This window comes from Cyanobium sp. BA20m-14, from assembly GCF_024346295.1.
On record NZ_JAGQCR010000055.1, the window covers coordinates 1 to 15,354 of the forward strand.

Annotated in this window: 17 protein-coding genes; 11 read left to right on the forward strand and 6 right to left on the reverse strand. The window is 67.3% G+C overall.

Annotated features, from left to right (window positions below; translation table 11 throughout):
• Positions 1-1,068, forward strand: a 1,068-nt coding sequence (locus KBZ07_RS07065) for an aminotransferase class V-fold PLP-dependent enzyme (protein WP_254930949.1), incomplete at its 5' end; no start/stop codon positions are given.
• Between the two features lie 9 nt (positions 1,069-1,077).
• On the opposite strand, the gene KBZ07_RS07070 is transcribed toward KBZ07_RS07065, so the two are convergent.
• Positions 1,078-1,788 (reverse strand): trans-aconitate 2-methyltransferase, encoded by a 711-nt coding sequence (locus KBZ07_RS07070; RefSeq protein ID WP_254930950.1) that lies wholly within the window; start codon positions 1,786-1,788, stop codon positions 1,078-1,080.
• Between the two features lie 204 nt (positions 1,789-1,992).
• On the opposite strand from KBZ07_RS07070, the gene KBZ07_RS07075 reads away from it, so the two are divergent.
• Positions 1,993-2,538: a hypothetical protein gene (locus KBZ07_RS07075; RefSeq protein WP_254930951.1), complete on the forward strand. Its 546-nt coding sequence runs from the start codon at positions 1,993-1,995 to the stop codon at positions 2,536-2,538.
• On the opposite strand, the gene KBZ07_RS07080 is transcribed toward KBZ07_RS07075, so the two are convergent.
• Complete coding sequence (locus KBZ07_RS07080) at positions 2,511-3,344, reverse strand: methyltransferase domain-containing protein (RefSeq protein ID WP_254930952.1); 834 nt, start codon at positions 3,342-3,344, stop codon at positions 2,511-2,513. The genes KBZ07_RS07075 and KBZ07_RS07080 overlap by 28 nt on opposite strands.
• A complete protein-coding gene (locus KBZ07_RS07085) occupies positions 3,341-4,789 on the reverse strand; it encodes an FAD-dependent oxidoreductase (protein WP_254930953.1) in 1,449 nt (482 codons plus the stop codon). The genes KBZ07_RS07080 and KBZ07_RS07085 overlap by 4 nt, the downstream gene beginning before the upstream one ends.
• 65 nt (positions 4,790-4,854) lie before the next feature.
• Between KBZ07_RS07085 and KBZ07_RS07090 the strand changes: the two genes are divergently transcribed.
• The 3 genes from KBZ07_RS07090 to KBZ07_RS07100 all read left to right on the forward strand — a co-directional run bounded on the left by KBZ07_RS07090 (position 4,855) and on the right by KBZ07_RS07100 (position 7,299).
• The gene (locus KBZ07_RS07090; protein WP_254930954.1) at positions 4,855-5,385 is read left to right on the forward strand and encodes a DUF1543 domain-containing protein; all 531 of its coding nucleotides are present in this window, start codon (positions 4,855-4,857) and stop codon (positions 5,383-5,385) included.
• Between the two features lie 176 nt (positions 5,386-5,561).
• Entirely contained in the window at positions 5,562-6,650 is a 1,089-nt protein-coding gene (gene mtnA, locus KBZ07_RS07095; protein ID WP_254930955.1) for an S-methyl-5-thioribose-1-phosphate isomerase, read from the forward strand.
• Entirely contained in the window at positions 6,643-7,299 is a 657-nt protein-coding gene (locus KBZ07_RS07100) for a class II aldolase/adducin family protein (protein ID WP_254930963.1), read from the forward strand. The genes mtnA and KBZ07_RS07100 overlap by 8 nt, the downstream gene beginning before the upstream one ends.
• Here the strand turns inward: KBZ07_RS07100 and KBZ07_RS07105 are convergent.
• Complete coding sequence (locus tag KBZ07_RS07105; protein WP_254930956.1) at positions 7,281-8,651, reverse strand: sodium:solute symporter; 1,371 nt, start codon at positions 8,649-8,651, stop codon at positions 7,281-7,283. The genes KBZ07_RS07100 and KBZ07_RS07105 overlap by 19 nt on opposite strands.
• On the reverse strand, positions 8,648-10,576 hold the full coding sequence (locus tag KBZ07_RS07110; protein WP_254930957.1) for a prolyl oligopeptidase family serine peptidase: 1,929 nt from the start codon (positions 10,574-10,576) through the stop codon (positions 8,648-8,650). The genes KBZ07_RS07105 and KBZ07_RS07110 overlap by 4 nt, the downstream gene beginning before the upstream one ends.
• Before the next feature lie 88 nt (positions 10,577-10,664).
• Between KBZ07_RS07110 and def the strand changes: the two genes are divergently transcribed.
• The 4 genes from def (at position 10,665) to rpsU (ending at position 12,400) form a co-directional block, all read left to right on the forward strand.
• Positions 10,665-11,249, forward strand: coding sequence for a peptide deformylase (gene def / locus KBZ07_RS07115; protein ID WP_254930958.1), 585 nt, complete (start codon positions 10,665-10,667; stop codon positions 11,247-11,249).
• A 12-nt stretch (positions 11,250-11,261) separates the two neighbouring features.
• A complete protein-coding gene (locus KBZ07_RS07120; protein ID WP_254930959.1) occupies positions 11,262-11,459 on the forward strand; it encodes a hypothetical protein in 198 nt (65 codons plus the stop codon).
• Between the two features lie 54 nt (positions 11,460-11,513).
• Entirely contained in the window at positions 11,514-12,152 is a 639-nt protein-coding gene (locus KBZ07_RS07125) for a DUF3747 domain-containing protein (RefSeq protein ID WP_254930960.1), read from the forward strand.
• A gap of 77 nt (positions 12,153-12,229) precedes the next feature.
• Positions 12,230-12,400, forward strand: coding sequence for a 30S ribosomal protein S21 (rpsU, locus tag KBZ07_RS07130; protein WP_010304532.1), 171 nt, complete (start codon positions 12,230-12,232; stop codon positions 12,398-12,400).
• Between the two features lie 22 nt (positions 12,401-12,422).
• Here the strand turns inward: rpsU and KBZ07_RS07135 are convergent, their stop codons facing one another.
• A complete protein-coding gene (locus tag KBZ07_RS07135; protein ID WP_254930961.1) occupies positions 12,423-14,006 on the reverse strand; it encodes a YifB family Mg chelatase-like AAA ATPase in 1,584 nt (527 codons plus the stop codon).
• Between the two features lie 56 nt (positions 14,007-14,062).
• Between KBZ07_RS07135 and KBZ07_RS07140 the strand changes: the two genes are divergently transcribed.
• Positions 14,063-14,404, forward strand: coding sequence for a histidine triad nucleotide-binding protein (locus tag KBZ07_RS07140; protein ID WP_254930962.1), 342 nt, complete (start codon positions 14,063-14,065; stop codon positions 14,402-14,404).
• Between the two features lie 38 nt (positions 14,405-14,442).
• Positions 14,443-15,354: SbmA/BacA-like family transporter (locus tag KBZ07_RS07145; protein WP_315860143.1), on the forward strand; the 912-nt coding region annotated here is incomplete at its 3' end.

The following is a 15,354-nucleotide window of genomic DNA, read 5'->3' on the forward strand; positions in this document are numbered from 1 at the left end:
CACCAGCTCAGCGCCCGCGCCACCGAGGGCTTTGAGGCTGCCCGGGCCAAGGTTGCCGCCTTCATAGGTGCGGCGAGTGCGCGGGAGATCGTGTTCACCCGCAACGCCAGCGAGGCGATCAACCTGGTGGCCCGCAGCTGGGGCGATGCCAATCTCGGTCCCGGCGATGAGGTGCTGCTCACGGTGATGGAGCACCACTCCAATCTGGTGCCCTGGCAGCTGCTGGCGGCCCGCACCGGCTGCGTGCTGCGCCACGCCGGGCTCACCGAAAGCGGCGAGCTGGATCTGGAGGATCTGCGCAGCCAGATCACCGAGCGCACCAGGTTGGTGAGCCTGGTGCAGGTGAGCAACACCCTCGGCTGCCTCAATCCGATCGAGCAGGTGGTGCCGCTGGCCCACGCCGCCGGTGCCCTGGTGCTGGTGGACGCCTGTCAGAGCCTGCCCCACCTGCCGGTGAATGTGGCTGCGCTCGGCTGCGATTTCCTGGTGGGCAGCTCCCACAAGCTCTGCGGCCCCACGGGCATGGGCTTCCTCTGGGCCCGCGAGGCCCTGCTGGAGGCGATGCCCCCCTTCCTCGGCGGCGGCGAAATGATCCAGGACGTGTACCTGGACCACAGCAGCTGGGCGGAGCTGCCCCACAAGTTTGAGGCGGGCACGCCGGCCATCGGCGAAGCGATCGGTATGGGCGCCGCCCTCGATTACCTCAACGCCCTGGGCCTGGAGCGCATCCACGCCTGGGAGCAGGTGCTCACCCGCCAGCTGTTTGATCGTCTACGGGCGATCGAAGGCGTGCGGATCCTGGGTCCCACGCCCGAGCAACAGCCCGATCGGGGTGCCCTGGCGGCCTTCACGGTGGATGGGTTGCATGCCAACGACATCGCTGCCCTGCTGGATTCAGCCGGCATCTGCATCCGCAGCGGCCACCACTGCACCCAGCCCCTGCATCGCCTTTACGGCATTCCGAGCTCGGCCCGCGCCAGCCTCAGCTTCACCACCACCCCCGAGGAGATCGAGCGCTTCGGCGAGGAGCTGGAGGGCACGATCGCCTTCCTGCGGGAGCACAGCTGAGCGCCTGAATCAGGCCGGCGTCAGCACCGCCAGCGCCTCGGCCTGGTCGGGTCCAGCCCAGATCCAGGCAAGGCTCCAGCCCTGGTTGCGGGCTGTGGTGCCGATGGCGGCTCGGTCAGCGGGAAGGTCGTAATGACTCACATGGAAGCAGGCATGGGCCAGTTGCTGCGGCTGGAGGACACCCCCCCAGTGGTCGGTCATCCGTTGGGTGTAGCGCAGTCGAAAGTCGTCAACTGATTCACCGGGTTCCCGAAAAATGTCCGCCCAGAGAAAAATGCCTTTGGGGTTGATCTTCTTCCGAACCCCCGCCAGGAAGGCCTCTTGGCTCTCCCCATCCAGGTGGTGGATGGCGAACGAGGAATAGAGGATGTCAATCGGATTGGTTTGTGGCGTTGCCGCTGTGGCCCACTCCAGGAGCTCAGCCTGGATCCAGTCGCAGGGATAGGGCACCTCCCCCAGGGCTTTGGCAGCAAGAGGCAGGACGGAGGAGGCCTGATCCAGACCCAGGAGCGAACCGAGGGGGAGGTCCCGTAGAACGGCCGCCAGGGGGTCGGCATCGCCACAGCCCAGGTCTACAAAGTGGGGGCGGTGCCCAGCTGGTGCTCCGTCGAAGTAGTGCTTCAGAACCTGCTCCACCGCCCCAACCAGGGCCCGATGGTGCATGAAGTCGTGTTGGACGATTGTTTTATAGGTGCTCCATTGGTTTTCAAAGAAGTCCATGGGTGCTCGGCAACCTGTTCATTCTGCTCGCCCCAGGCTGGTCCAATCTCTGAGTCCAAGTCTGTTTCTGGTGGTGCTCCATCAGGTCGTGCTCCACGATCGCCCGGTAGGAGCTCCATTGCCGATCGAAGAAATCCATCACCCTGGAGTCGATCTCCTCATCCTGCTGGACGATGCCGTGATGCCCTGGAATGCCAATCCGCCATGCCGCCTCAGACGCTGACCCCATTGCACCCCTGGCGATCGCTCTGGCTGGCTGTTGCCCTGGCCGCGCCGCTGCCCTGGAGTCCGGCGGTTGCGGCTCCCGGCCCGCTCCCTTGCGTTGCGCCGGCCGACCTCAGCACGCTCTCGGGCGCCTGGCAGGCCGAGGCGCAGACGCATGTGAACGGGGGAGTGGCGCCCAGCCTGCAGCGCTTGCAGCTGCAGGTGGGCCGTGACGGCCGCGTGCGGGGCCAGCGCGACTGGAGGGCGGTGCACACCGGCCCCGGGGCCGTGCAGGGCCACAACCGCCAGGGCCAACCCTCGTTTCAGGGGGTGGAACCCCTGATCGGCTGGATCGAGTCCCGCAGCTGCCGGGTGCTGCTGGTCGAAACCGAAGACAGCGGTCGGGTGAGCGGTTGGCTGCGCCGCGATGCGAGCGGGCCGTTTCTGGAGCTTGAGATCAGCCAGAGCGGCAGCGGCGCTGTCGTGCTGTTCGCCGACTTCCGTCGCCCGGCCAGCACTCAGGCGTCGGCGATGCCGCGCCCCTGATAGATGCTGAGGCTGATGGCCCCATCGGGGCGCTGGCCCAGCTGGCCAAACCGCTGCGCACCGAGCGCGATCCGCGCTGCCACCTCGGCGCTGGGAGCTGCCGCCAGCAGGGCCGGCAGTTCGGGTTCAATGAACCCCAGCAGGTAGGTGCAGAAGTCGTGCACCTGCTCGCGCCCACTGGGGCACCAGTGATGGATGCCCACCATCTGATTGCTCACGGCTGTGAAGCCCGCCTGCTCCAGCAGGGGCCCGAGTCGCGGGCCGGCATGGGCATCGCCGTGGCGGTTGAAGTGGGCCACAAAGGCGGTCAGCAGAGCCTGGATCGCCCTGTCCGGGGGCGACACCTGGAGGCTGGTGTAGTCGGTTTCGGTGAGGTGGATCGTGCCGCCGGGCCGCAGCACCCTGCGCGCCTCCCGCAGCAGCGTCGATGGATCCCCCAGGTGCTCGATCACCCACACCAGCCGCACCCGATCGAAGTGCCCATCGGGCCAGGGCAGCGCAGCGCCATCGCCCACCACCAGCTCCACAGGGTTGGAGCTGGCCGCACCCAGCCCCAGTGCATCCAGGTGACTGTGTGCTCCGGCGATCTGCTCGGGGCTGATGTCGATGCCGCTGAGCTGCGTCTGCGGATGGCTGCGCGCGATCTGGCCCAGCACGGCCCCCACGCCGCAGCCGATCTCGAGCAGCCGCTCGCCCGGGTGCAGCTCCAGATTGGCGGCCAGCAGGGGCGCCAGCAAGGCTGCCTGCGCGATCAGCCGTTGCTGTTCACGCGCGCTGCTGCCGTGGATGTAGGGCGGTTGGCTCATGCCGTCAGGAGCGCAGCGGCATCGCTGGCCGCCAGCTCACCGGCTTCGATCGCCCCTTCGAAATAGCCCGGCCAGCGGGGGGATGCTTCGGTGCCGGCCCAGAGCACCCGCCCGTGGTGGGCGGGGCCGGGGCCGCCCTCAGCGCCGGCGGCCAGGCGGGCGTGGCTGGTCCAGCAGCCCGGGGCAAGGAAGCTGGTGAAGGCGCCGCCGGTGAACGGCTCGCTGTTCCAGGCCTGCTCCACCAGCTCCAGCGGTTTGGCGGCCTCCGGACCCCAGTAGGCGGCGAGATCCTGCAGGATCAGCGCCCGCCGCTGGGCAGCGGGCAGGGCCGCCAGCGTCAGCGCCCGCTCGCCGGCCACGAAGCTCGCCAGCACGGCCGGCTGGCCGCTCGGCGGCCCGCTGTCGGCGGTGAGCTCCAGCCAGGGCCGATCGCCGATGCCCAGGCCGTTGAGGCCCTGCTCGCGCCAGAACGGACGGGCGTAGCGGGCCAGGATCTTGGTCATGCCTCCCATGGCCGTGCGCTGCAGCAGCGCCTGGTGGGCGGCAGGCAGCGCCGGCTCAAAGCGGATCGCCAGCCGCTGCGGCGGCGGCACGGCCACGATCACGGCCTGCGCCTGCAGCGGTGCCAGGCCTTCGGCCATCACCTGCACCGTGTCGCCCTGTTGGGCGATGGCCTGCACGGGTGCGCCGAGCTGGAGACAGCCCGGGCTGTGGGCGTCGAGATCGGCCGCCAGTCGCTGGGCCACCGAGCCGGCACCGCCCTGCACGAGCCAGGCTTCGGGGCTCTCGGCCTGGGGTGCCACCGCCTGGGTCCAGGCGAGATGGAGGATCGAGGTTTCCCAGGGTTCGAAGCCGCCGGAGCCGCCCACCCGGCAGAGCCAGTCGAGCGGCAGCCGGGCCAGGGGAAGGCTGGTGTGCTGTGCGGCCCAGGCGGCCACGCTGAGCCGATCGAGCGACTCGGCCTGGGGGCTGCGCCAGGGCTGGCGCGGATCGATCCCCTCCACCAGCTCCGAGAAGGTCCGCTGCAAGGCCTGGGCTGCCGCCAACGCTTCGGCGTCCAGGTGCAGAGCATCGGGTTCAAAGAAGAGGAGGCTGTCGGCGAAGCGGGCCGCCAGGGGGGCCTGCAGCCGCTCACCGCGCCAGCACCAGATCCCGTCTCCGGTGTAGTGGCTGGGGTAGCGGCTGATGCCTAGCTCGCTCAGCAGCGCCGCGAAGCGGTGGTGGGTCGTGCCGCCCCACTGGCCGCCCAGATCCACCACGCTGCCATCGCTGAGGGTGCGGCTCACCATCCGCCCGCCCAGCCGCGTCCGCGCCTCCAGCACGCGCACGCGCAGCCCCTGCTGTTGCAGGCGGCGTGCGGCAACCAGCCCGGAGAGGCCCGCACCAACCACCAGCACATCCACCGCCAGCCCATCCATCACCAGCACATCCATCGCGGTGCCCATCCAGCAGCCAACAGCTCAGCTGCTGGGATGCTGGCGCTGATTTCTCCGCCCGACCAGCAACAGCCGTGAGCGCACCCGAGTTGTTTCTGGTGGTGCTGGGCGGCCGCGCCCCGGGCTGCCACATCGAGCTCCACGACGTGCGCTTCGTGGCGGGCGCCACGATCGAAGCGGCGCTTCCGGAGCTGCGGCGGCAGTGGTTCGGGAGGCGTGAGGGCCTGCACCTGGACAGCTACCTGGCGGTGCGGGCGGTGGATGGCTTCGCGGTGAGCCTCAGGCGCGAGCCGGCCGCGCCCCGGCCCGAGCGGCTGTGGTTTGTGAACCTGGGCGCCTACCGCCCCGATTGCCTCGCGGAGCTGCATCATTTCGGCCTGGTGGTGGCCCGCTCGCCCCAGGCGGCCAAGGCAGCGGCCAAGCGGCAGTGGCTGCGTGGGGCCCTGCAGCAGCACAAGGATGACCTGGCGGCCGTGGACGACTGCCTGGCGATCGAGCAGCTGGAGCTGCTGGGCGGTGAGCGCTGGCATGTGCAGCTGGAGCCCCACCTTGAGGGCCTGAGCCAGAGCCAGGTGCCGGATTGGTTTGGCTACCGGCTGATTTGAGCAGGTGGCAGGGGTGTGTGGTTGGGTTTGCGACAGGCTCCGGGAATCTGTACAGGTTGTACGAATTGCGAGACGGTCCTTCCCAAAATCTTTCTGCTGCTGTTCCTGGCGCTGATCTGCCCCAGTTCCCCACCCCCAGAGATGATCAGGAGAAGACTCGGCCCACTTCCGCAGCCATGAACATCGACGGCAAGCCCTGGCGCACGATCTGGCTGGAGCCGGATGGCCGCGCAGTGGGGGTGATCGATCAGACCCTGCTGCCCCACCAGTTCACGACGCGCACCCTGCGCAGCTGCGCTGAGGCGGCTGATGCGATCCGCACGATGGTGGTGCGCGGGGCGCCGCTGATCGGCGTGACGGGCGCCTACGGGCTGATGCTGGCCCTGCAGGCCGATCCGGGCGACGCCTCTCTGGCGGCAGCCTTTGAGCAACTCAATGCCACCCGGCCCACGGCGATCAACCTGCGCTGGGCCCTGGAGCGGGTGCGGGCCAAGGTGCAGCCGCTGCCGCCGGTCGAGCGGGCCGAGGCGGCCAGGTTGGAGGCCGCGGCGATCGCCGATGAGGACGTGGCCATGGGCGAGGCCATCGGCGAGCACGGGCTGGCGATCTTCCGGCAGCTGGCGGCGGCCAGGCCAGGCGCCAGGCTCAATGTGCTCACCCACTGCAACGCCGGCTGGCTGGCCACCGTCGACTGGGGCACGGCCCTGGCGCCGATATACAAGGCCCACCGCGCCGGGCTCAACATTCATGTGTGGGTCGATGAAACCCGGCCGCGCAACCAGGGCGCCTCGCTCACCGCCTTTGAGCTGGCTCAGGAGGGCGTGCCCCACACCGTGATCGTCGACAACGCCGGCGGCCACCTGATGCAGCACGGCCAGGTGGATGCGGTGATCGTGGGCACCGACCGCACCACCCGCCGCGGCGATGTGTGCAACAAGATCGGCACCTATCTCAAGGCCCTGGCCGCCCACGACAACGGCGTGCCCTTTTATGTGGCCTTGCCCGCCTCCACGATCGACTGGACGATTGGCGATGGCGTGGCCGAGATCCCGATCGAGGCCCGCAGCGCCGAGGAGGTGACCCACATCCAGGGGCGGGCACCGGATGGCGCGATCACCACGGTGCAGCTAACGCCAACGGGCAGCGCCGGCTTCAACCCGGCCTTTGATGTCACGCCGGCGCGGCTGGTGACGGGCCTGATCACCGAGCGGGGCGTGGCCGCGGCCACGGAGGCTGGGCTGCAGGAGCTTTATGGCAATGACTGAGCAGGAGCTGCGCCAGCAGCTCGTGGAGGTGTCCCGGCGCCTAAACGCCTGCGGGCTCAATCAGGGCACCTCCGGCAACCTATCGGTGCGTATTCCTGGTGGCCTGCTGATCACGCCCAGCTCCCTGCCCTTCGAGCAGATGCAGCCGCAGGATCTGGTGGCGATTGATCCCAGCGGCAAGCCACTTGGGGCGGCAGCTGGCCAGCGGCGGCCCTCCTCCGAGTGGCGGCTGCACGCCGATCTCCTCGCCAGCCGGCCTGAGATCCAGGCGGTGCTGCATTGCCATTCGATCCATGCCACGGCCCTCGCCTGCCACGGCAGCCCCATTCCCCCCTTCCACTACATGACCGCGGTGGCCGGCGGTGATGACATCCGCTGCGCGGCCTACGCCACCTTTGGCACAGCCGAGCTTTCGGCCCTGGCAGTGCAGGCCATGGAGGATCGGCTGGCCTGCCTGCTGGCCCAGCACGGCCAGGTAACCCTCGGCACCAGCCTCGATCAAGCCCTGCGCATCGCCGTTGAGGTGGAAACGCTGGCCCAGATGTATCTGCAGGCCCTGCAACTCGGTGAGCCACCGCTGCTCAGCGCTGCCCAGATGGCCGCGGTGCATCAGCAGTTTCGCTCCCTGCACTACGGCGCCGGCGCCTGATTGCGCGCCAGCCACAGCCCCGTGCCGCCAAACAGCAGCACCAGGGCAAAGCAGAAGCCGGTCCAAAGCGGCAGCCCCCAGCCCGCCACCGCCAGCGGCGCCACCACCGTCACCACCCCTCCAGCCAAAAACGGCTGCAGCATCAGCTGCTTGATCGAGAAGGCCGGTAGGGCGTCGCTGCGGTCGTCTGGATCGGCCATGCGCAGCAGCAGCAGGCCGCTAGCCGCCACTCCCGTGGCCTGGCCAAACTCAATCACCGCCCGCTCAAACCAGTCGGCGGGCAGCAGCCGCGGGGCTAGCAGCAGGGTCACCGCCAGGTTCCACACCAGGCCGCCTAGGGCAAGCACCGTGAGCGGCAGCCAGTCGGCCTTGAGCAGGGCCAGATCCAGCCCGGCGGTGGCGGCGGTGATCAGCAAATCTGCCGAAAGGGTGCCCACCTGGCCCTGCACCGCGGAAGAGGCCCAATGGGCTTTGCCGCTGCGCTCCAGCGCTAAACGCACCAGCAGCGACCCCACGATCGCTAACGGAAACACCGGCAGCGCATCAACAACGCTGGCAACGCCATCCCCCAACCCAGCGGTGAGCCAGCGCAATCCGGCCAGTAGCGCCACGCCCGTGAGCACGGCCATGCCCGCCAGGGCTAGGTTCACCGCCCAAGCCGCCGCCCTGGCCGCCACGCCACCTGAATCGCCGCTGGCCGTGCTGGTGGGTTCGCTGGGTGCGCTGCCTGGGGCATCGGCCAACAGCCAGCCGCGGCTGCGGGCCACCACCACCACCAGCCCCCCAACCAAAGTGGAGCTCAGCAGCCCCACCGTGGCCATGGCTAGGCCCAGGGCCTGGCCGCCGGGAAAGCCCAGGGCCGCATAGCTCGGCCCCATCGCCGCGGCGGAGCCATGGCCGCCCTCGTAGGCCACCTCGATCAGGCAGGCCATCACCGGGCTCACCCCCAGCCAGGGCTGCAGCACCAGCAGCACCGCCAGGCCCCCCACCACGAATTGCCCAAAGGCCAGCACCAGCGCCAGCGACACCTGCCCCGACACCGGCCGCCACAGCCCCTCCAGTTTGGGCAGGGGTTTGCCGAGCAGCAGCGAGCCAAACACCAGGGTGAGCAGCACCAGCGGCAGATCGGCCCATAGCTGCATCACCTGAGGAGGCAGCAGCGGCAGGGGGCCGTCCGGGGCCAGTAGCAGGCCCAGCAGGCCGGCCAGCAGGGCTTCGGGGATGCCCCAGAGTCGCAGCTGCAAGCGGGCACCAAGGGCTCGCCCCACCGCCAGGATCAGGCTGAGGCAGGCCAGGGCCAGGGCCAACCAGCCGAAGCTGGGCAGCAGGTCGCTCGCCAAGGTTGCGATCACAGGTTGAAGTGCCGGCGGAAGAAAGCCTCAGTGGCCTCCAGGACGCGGATCAAGGTGGCACCATCGCGGAAACCGTGGCCCTCCTGCGGGAAGCGGTGCACCTCCACCGGGATGGCGTTGGCTTCGAGCGCTGCTGCCATGCGGTCTGTTTGCTCCGGTGGCACCACCTTGTCATCGAGGCCCTGAAAAAAGATCACCGGGCAGCGGATTTGATCGGCGTGGGCCAGCGGTGAGCGGGCCTCGTAGGTGGCGCGCGCTTCCGGCCAGGGGCCGATCAGCCCATCGAGATAGCGGGCTTCAAAGCGATGGCTCTCAGACGCCAACGCGCTGGGGTCGGCTACGCCGTAGCGGCTCGCGCCGGCGCGAAATACGTCCGTAAAGCACAGGGCGGCCAGGGTGGTGAAGCCGCCGGCACTGCCGCCTTCGATGGCGATGCGGTCGGGATCGGCCTGGCCCGCCGCCACCAGGCTCTGGGCTGCTGCGGCGCAATCGTCCACATCCACCACGCCCCACTGGCCAGCGAGCCGCTGCCGATAGGCGCGGCCGAAGCCGGTCGAGCCGCCGTAGTTCACATCCACCACCCCCCAGCCTCGAGTTGTCCAAAACTGAATGGCCAAGTTCAGGGCCGTGCGGGCCATGGCGGTGGGGCCGCTGTGGCTTTTCACCAGCAATGGTGCCTCCCGGTGGGCTCCCCCGGCTGGAGGGTAAAACCAGGCGTGGCTGCGGGCGCCGCCGTGGCCCTCAAACCACAGCTCCTGCGGCAGGCTGATCGCCTGCGTCGCCAGAGGGCAGGCGGCAGCAGGGCTATGCCACCAGTTGCCGCTGGCCAGGTCCAGCTCGAGCAGGCCCGCTGGTTCAGTTGCTGAAGCGGCGATGCAGGCCAGCCGTCCCCGTTCGGCACAAATACCAGCCAGATCATCAAAGGCGATGGCCAGGGGCTGCCACTGGCCGGCACCTCCGCTCTGGCTCGGCAGCTCCACGCGGCCCAGCTGCCAGCGCCCCTGCAGGCAGGCGATGGCCAGCAGCTGCTCGCCATCCCAGGCCTGGGTGCCCATGCCGAAAACCCACTGGGGCAGGCCGAATTCCGCCTGCATGGGCAGCAGCGGCCGCCAGGCAAGCGGCGCCTCTGCGCTCAGGGTTTCTGCGTCGAATCCCTCGGCGTTGTCGAGCTGTTCGAGGTTCCAGAAGCCTGAGCGATCGTTTGCCACCACCAGGTGGGGCCCGCACCAGAGTGGCTGGAACACCGAAATGTTCGGGTTTGGTTCCACCCCCGATCCTGCGAGCAGGCGGCGGCCGCTGAGCTGGCCTGCCGCATCGAAGTGCCCCAGCCAGAGCTGGCTGCGCTCCCAGGGCATGAAGGGCTGCTGCCACTCCACCCAGGCCAGCCCTGCGCCGGAGGGGCTCAGGGCCGGGTAGCCGCAGAAGTCGGCTGGCACCACCAACGGCTGGGGCTCGCCACCTTCCAGCCCAACAGCCACCAGCTGGTCGCAGCCAGCACCTTTATCACTGCCGCTTTCCCGCACGCCGATCCAGCGGTCGCGGCCGGCATCGATCAAGCCGCCGCCGTAGCCACCTGGCGGGCTGAGCCGTCGCGGCTGGCGATCGCTGCCATCGAGCTCCAGCAGCCAGAGGCAGCGGTCACCGTCGTGGCTGAACACTGCTACTGGCCGGCCATCGCTCCTGTGGCCCAGGGCCGTACTGCCGCCACCGTATTCATGCACCCGGCTGCGCAGATTCCAGCTGCCAGGGGTTAGCTCCTCTGCTGGCTGGTCTGGCCCCAGGCGCCGCAGCAGGGTCGTGCGCCCCCCTTCATGGGGTCGCTGCTCCAGCCAATAGAGCACCCCGTCAAGTAGCCGTGGCTCCCGCAGGCTGGGGGTTTGGCCCACCACAACAGCGGCGGGAAGGGCTCCAGGGGGGTCAGCCACCGCATGCACCGAGGGATAACGACATAAAGTGGATGTCGTTCGTTCAAGTATCGCGTTGGCCCGCAGTTCAGCCGGCAGCTTTGCCCAGATGGCACGCTCCGCCGTTCAGGCCAGCCGCGGCGTTCAAGTGCCCAAGGATGCCCTTGAGGAGTCCCCCCTCACGATCCACACCCTTGGCGATGGGGTGCTGCGCACCCCGGCCAAGCGGATCAGCAAGGTTGATGAGAGTGTGCGAGATCTGGCCCGGGACATGCTGCGCAGCATGTATGCGGCCAAGGGCATTGGTTTAGCGGCACCCCAAGTGGGAGTGCATAAGCAGCTACTGGTGATTGATCTTGATCCCGAGAATGCCGCCGCGGCGCCGATGGTCCTGATCAATCCCGAGATCGCCTGCTTCGGTGCTGCAATCGAGACTTATGAGGAAGGCTGCCTCAGCATCCCTGGCGTTTATCTGAATGTAGTGCGCCCGGCCACGATTGAGGTCAGCTATCGCGACGAGATGGGCCGCCCCCAACGGGTCAAGGCTGATGGCCTACTGGCCCGCTGCATCCAGCACGAGATGGACCACCTCGAAGGTGTGCTTTTTGTTGACCGGGTCACCGATGAGCTCAGCCTCAATGAAGGCCTGCTGGAAAAGGGCTTTCAACGGGCAGATGTCCGTTCCATCCGCTGATCGTTCTTCTCCATGCCCATGAAACCCCTGGCCGGCTTGTTCCTGGCTCTTGCCTGCATACTTGGCATCGCCTTCACGGGCTCGGTGTTTGAGCTCGCCTACGGCGAACCCGACCTGGGACAGCAGACCACCCTCTGGATCCTGGGCCTGAGCCTGCCCGGCACGGTTGCGGCCCTGTTGGTGGCCATCCGGATCAACAAGCCGGCCTAGACCTTGCCGGATACCGCGCATACGATTAAGCACATGTTGCTTGCCAATGCCGTGATGAGATTGCCCCATCTGGGCGTCAATTCCCTCCCCATGGCAGCTGGAGCTTTCGCCGCTGGGGTGGCATTTGCTGCCACCCCAGCCATGGCCAGCGCCCTGTTTCAAGCTGCGGATCTCAGCCAGGAGCGTTTTGTTCTGGTGGCAGCGCCCATCGGCGATGGCGTCCGCGCCCAACTCAACATCTATGAGCAGGTCAAGCCGACTCGGCCTTGTTTTGCCGTGGCCCCAGGGTCACCAGCTCCGGTGAGCCCCCTGCTTGCAACTTTTGATTTCAGCGGCATCTGCAGCCGCTTCATCGATGCCAACGGCTACTCGGTGCGAGTCGGCGGTGCAGATCTGGCCACGAGTTACCGCCTAACAGTTCTGCGTCAGAGCGGCGACAACGTGCTGTTGGCCGTGCCAACCAAGGCCGGAGCGGGCCCTGAAATGCTAGTTGCTCGCACTAAGGGCCAGGGCGCTGGCTTCCTCCAGTTGGTGTTTGAACCGGGCTGGCAGCTCAAGCGCCGGGCCTACGGCGGTCGCAATCTGGGCCACGTGTATCTCTACCGCGATACCTGGCCTGATGCTGCGATCCAGCCTGGGCTGCCGGTAGTTGCGCCCAGCCCCATTTCAGGCCTCTCTGGCACCAAGCGCTGACCTCGAAGCAGGGGGGAGTGGTGTGAGCGGAAAGGCGGTTGCTACATTGGCAAGCTCTGTGAGCAGCGCAGCGCTTCATGACCCAGGTCACCGTCGGCGAAAACGAAGGGATTGAATCGGCCCTGCGTCGCTTTAAGCGCCAGGTGTCTAAGGCGGGCATCTTCGCTGACCTAAAGCGTCTGCGTCACCACGAGACACCTGTTGAGAAGTACAAGCGCAAGGCCCAGCAGCGCCGCCGCCGCCGTTGATCGCTTTGATCTGGTCTCCCGCTTAGCGAGATACCCCTTGATCAAACGACCGGTAGGTAAGCGCTTCGGCAATTGCAGTTGCGTCAATACTGGCTTGATCGTTTAGGTCGGCGATCGTTTGGGCAACCCGCAGCAGCCGGGCGCCAGCCCGGGCACTGAGCTGCCGGTGCTGAATCGCAGCATCCCACACTTCTAAGGCTTCGCTTTCCAGTTGAAGCACTTGCTGCAGCTGACCTCCGGCGATGCGGCTGTTGCAGCAGCCCCCGGGATTGCGGGCAGCCATGTGGGCCCGGGCCCGGCGGACTCTTGCTCGCACCTCAGCGCTTGATTCGTCGCTGGCCGGGCTGCCGCCCTGGTCCCTAAACGGTGCCGTTAGGGCGGCGCTGGATGGCCGTCTCATCACCACCTGCAAATCAATGCGATCCAGCAGGGGGCCCGACAACCGGCCCCAGTAGCGCCGCCGCTGGCCCTCCCCGCAGCTGCAGCTGCGCTCTGGGTCGCCAAACCAGCCACAGGGGCAGGGATTGGCCGCGGCCACCAGGGTGATGCGGCAGGGGAAGCGAGTTCGCTGGCGGGCGCGGTGAATCCAGACTTCGCCGTCTTCTAGGGGCTGGCGCAATTGGTCGAGCACGGACCGGCGAAATTCGGCCAGCTCATCGAGAAACAGCACTCCGTGGTGGGCCAGGGCCAGCTCTCCCGGTCTGGGTTGGCCACCTCCACCTATCAGCCCCGGCCCGGAGCAGCTGTGGTGGGGGCTGCGAAACGGGCGCGTTTGCAGCAAGCCCTGGCTGCTGTCCAGTAGTCCCGCCACCGAGTGGACGGCGGTGAGCTCAAGGGCCTCCGCTGGATCGAGCGGGGGTAGCAGCCCCGCCAGGCGCTGGGCCAGCATTGTTTTGCCGCTGCCGGGTGGGCCGCAGAGCAGCAGGTGGTGGCCTCCGGCTGCTGCGATCTCCAGGGCCCGGCGTCCGTGGGGCTGCCCTTTGACGTCGGCAAGATCTTCAGCTGCGGGCCTGGCGGTTATCGGCGCGTTGGCTTGTTTAAGCGCGATGGCGGAGGCGGGGGCACGGGCACGGGCAGGGGCGGCCGGACGGGCCCGCGGATGCTGCAGTCGCCATAAGGCCTGGCCGAGATCGGCGGCGCCCCACACCCGCAGCCCCTCCACCAATGCGGCCTCCCAGGCATTGGCCTGGGGCACGACCAAGGCCCGGGCGCCATGGTTCCGGGCTGCAATCGCAATCGCCAGCACCCCCCGGATCGGCCGCAAGCTGCCGTCCAGCCCCAGCTCCCCGGCGCTCCAAACCTCGTTGTTGCTGGCGGCATCCAGCTGGCCACTGGCCAGTAGCAGGCCCAGGGCGATCGGCAGGTCAAAAGCCGGCCCCTCCTTGCGCAGGTCGGCGGGGGCCAGATTCACCACCACCCGCGTCAGCGGCACCTTCAGGCTGCTGTGGCGAATGGCCGAGCGCACCCGCTCCCGGGCTTCTTGCACAGCCGCATCGGCCAGGCCCACCAGCTGCAGGCCCGGCAAGCCGGGAGCCAGATCCACCTCCACCAGCACTGGCCTGGCCTCCAGACCCTGCAGCGCCGCCGTCTTGCACCGTGCCAACATCACGCCATGTGCTACTACACCGTTAGTGCCACCCCTGTCCCACCCCCGTTGCTTTTGTGAGCCAAGACACGATCTTTGGGCGCATCCTCCGCGGCGAGATCCCCTGCGATCAGGTGTATGCCGATGAGCATTGCCTGGCTTTTCGCGATGTAACGCCCCAGGCTCCGGTCCATGTGCTGGTGATTCCACGCCAGCCGATCGCCCAGCTTGCTGATGCCACTGCCGGGCACGAGCTCCTGCTCGGCCACCTCTTGCTTGTGGCTGCCCAGGTGGCCCGCCAGGAGGGTCTGGAGTCGTTTCGCACAGTGATCAACAGCGGCGCGGATGCGGGCCAGACCGTGTTTCACCTGCATGTGCATGTGCTAGGGGGGCGTCCGCTGGCCTGGCCCCCGGGCTGACCGCGGGCCCGCGACAATGACCTGATTCGACCTGCCCCATGAACCCCCTCAAGGCTCTTCGCGGTCAACTGGCGAAGTTGCAACGCCTGGCCCAGCCCTATTTCCTGCCGGTAGACGACACCAAGAGCTGGCAGTTTCTACTGCTGGTGGTGGCATTGCTTGCGGTGGTCGTAGGTAGCACCTTGTTGCTGCTCACTGGGGTTTTGGCCCTGACCGGCGCCGTGATTCCCGAATTGCGCAGCCGTTTCCTGCCCGGGGTGCCCGAGCAGGTGGCAGCAATTTGGAACAGCCCGATCGGGCCGCTGGTGATGGTGCTGCTGGCCGGTGGGCTGGGCTGTTTTGTGGCTTTCCGAGGCAAGTTGCGTCACGGGCGCTGGTTGCCCTGGTTGTTGATGGCGGTGATCACCCTGCTGATCCTGGTTGTCAATGGTATCAATGTGGGGATTAGCTATGTAGCTCGCAACATCGAAAATGCTCTGGTCGGCTACAAGGCTGAGGAGTTTTGGAAGATCGTTGCTATTTATGCTTTTTGCTTGGTTATAGCTCTGCCGATCAGGGCTATTCAGAGTTATTTAATCCCCAAGCTTGGCCTGCTGTGGCGCGAGTGGCTGAGCGGCCGCCTGTTGAGCCGATACCTTTCAAATCGGGCTTATTACGTTCTCAATCCAAATGATGAGTCAATCGAGGAGATTGATAACCCCGATCAGCGCATTTCACAAGACGCGGCCAGCTTCACCGGCACCAGTCTCAGTGTCACGGTTGAGATAATATCTGCCCTGCTCACTTTCGTCAGTTTTATAATTGTATTGTGGACTATCAGCGACAAGTTGGCCTTGGTGCTGCTTGTCTACTCTGTTGGTGGCACAGGTCTAATTGTTTTTGCCAGCCGGAAGCTGGTGAACTTGAACTATCAACAGCTCAAGCTTGAGGCTGATTTTCGCTATGGGCTG

Excerpts from the sequence above, each read along its gene's own strand:
- KBZ07_RS07125 (WP_254930960.1), top strand. The coding sequence starts at position 11,514 with ATGAGATTGCCCCATCTGGGCGTCAATTCCCTCCCCATGGCAGCTGGA.
- KBZ07_RS07075 (WP_254930951.1), top strand. The coding sequence starts at position 1,993 with ATGCCGCCTCAGACGCTGACCCCATTGCACCCCTGGCGATCGCTCTGG.
- rpsU (WP_010304532.1), top strand. The coding sequence starts at position 12,230 with ATGACCCAGGTCACCGTCGGCGAAAACGAAGGGATTGAATCGGCCCTG.
- KBZ07_RS07120 (WP_254930959.1), top strand. The coding sequence starts at position 11,262 with ATGCCCATGAAACCCCTGGCCGGCTTGTTCCTGGCTCTTGCCTGCATA.
- KBZ07_RS07100 (WP_254930963.1), top strand. The coding sequence starts at position 6,643 with ATGACTGAGCAGGAGCTGCGCCAGCAGCTCGTGGAGGTGTCCCGGCGC.
- KBZ07_RS07080 (WP_254930952.1), bottom strand. The coding sequence starts at position 3,344 with ATGAGCCAACCGCCCTACATCCACGGCAGCAGCGCGCGTGAACAGCAA.
- KBZ07_RS07085 (WP_254930953.1), bottom strand. The coding sequence starts at position 4,789 with ATGGGCACCGCGATGGATGTGCTGGTGATGGATGGGCTGGCGGTGGAT.
- KBZ07_RS07070 (WP_254930950.1), bottom strand. The coding sequence starts at position 1,788 with ATGGACTTCTTTGAAAACCAATGGAGCACCTATAAAACAATCGTCCAA.
- KBZ07_RS07135 (WP_254930961.1), bottom strand. The coding sequence starts at position 14,006 with ATGTTGGCACGGTGCAAGACGGCGGCGCTGCAGGGTCTGGAGGCCAGG.
- def (WP_254930958.1), top strand. The coding sequence starts at position 10,665 with ATGGCACGCTCCGCCGTTCAGGCCAGCCGCGGCGTTCAAGTGCCCAAG.
- mtnA (WP_254930955.1), top strand. The coding sequence starts at position 5,562 with ATGAACATCGACGGCAAGCCCTGGCGCACGATCTGGCTGGAGCCGGAT.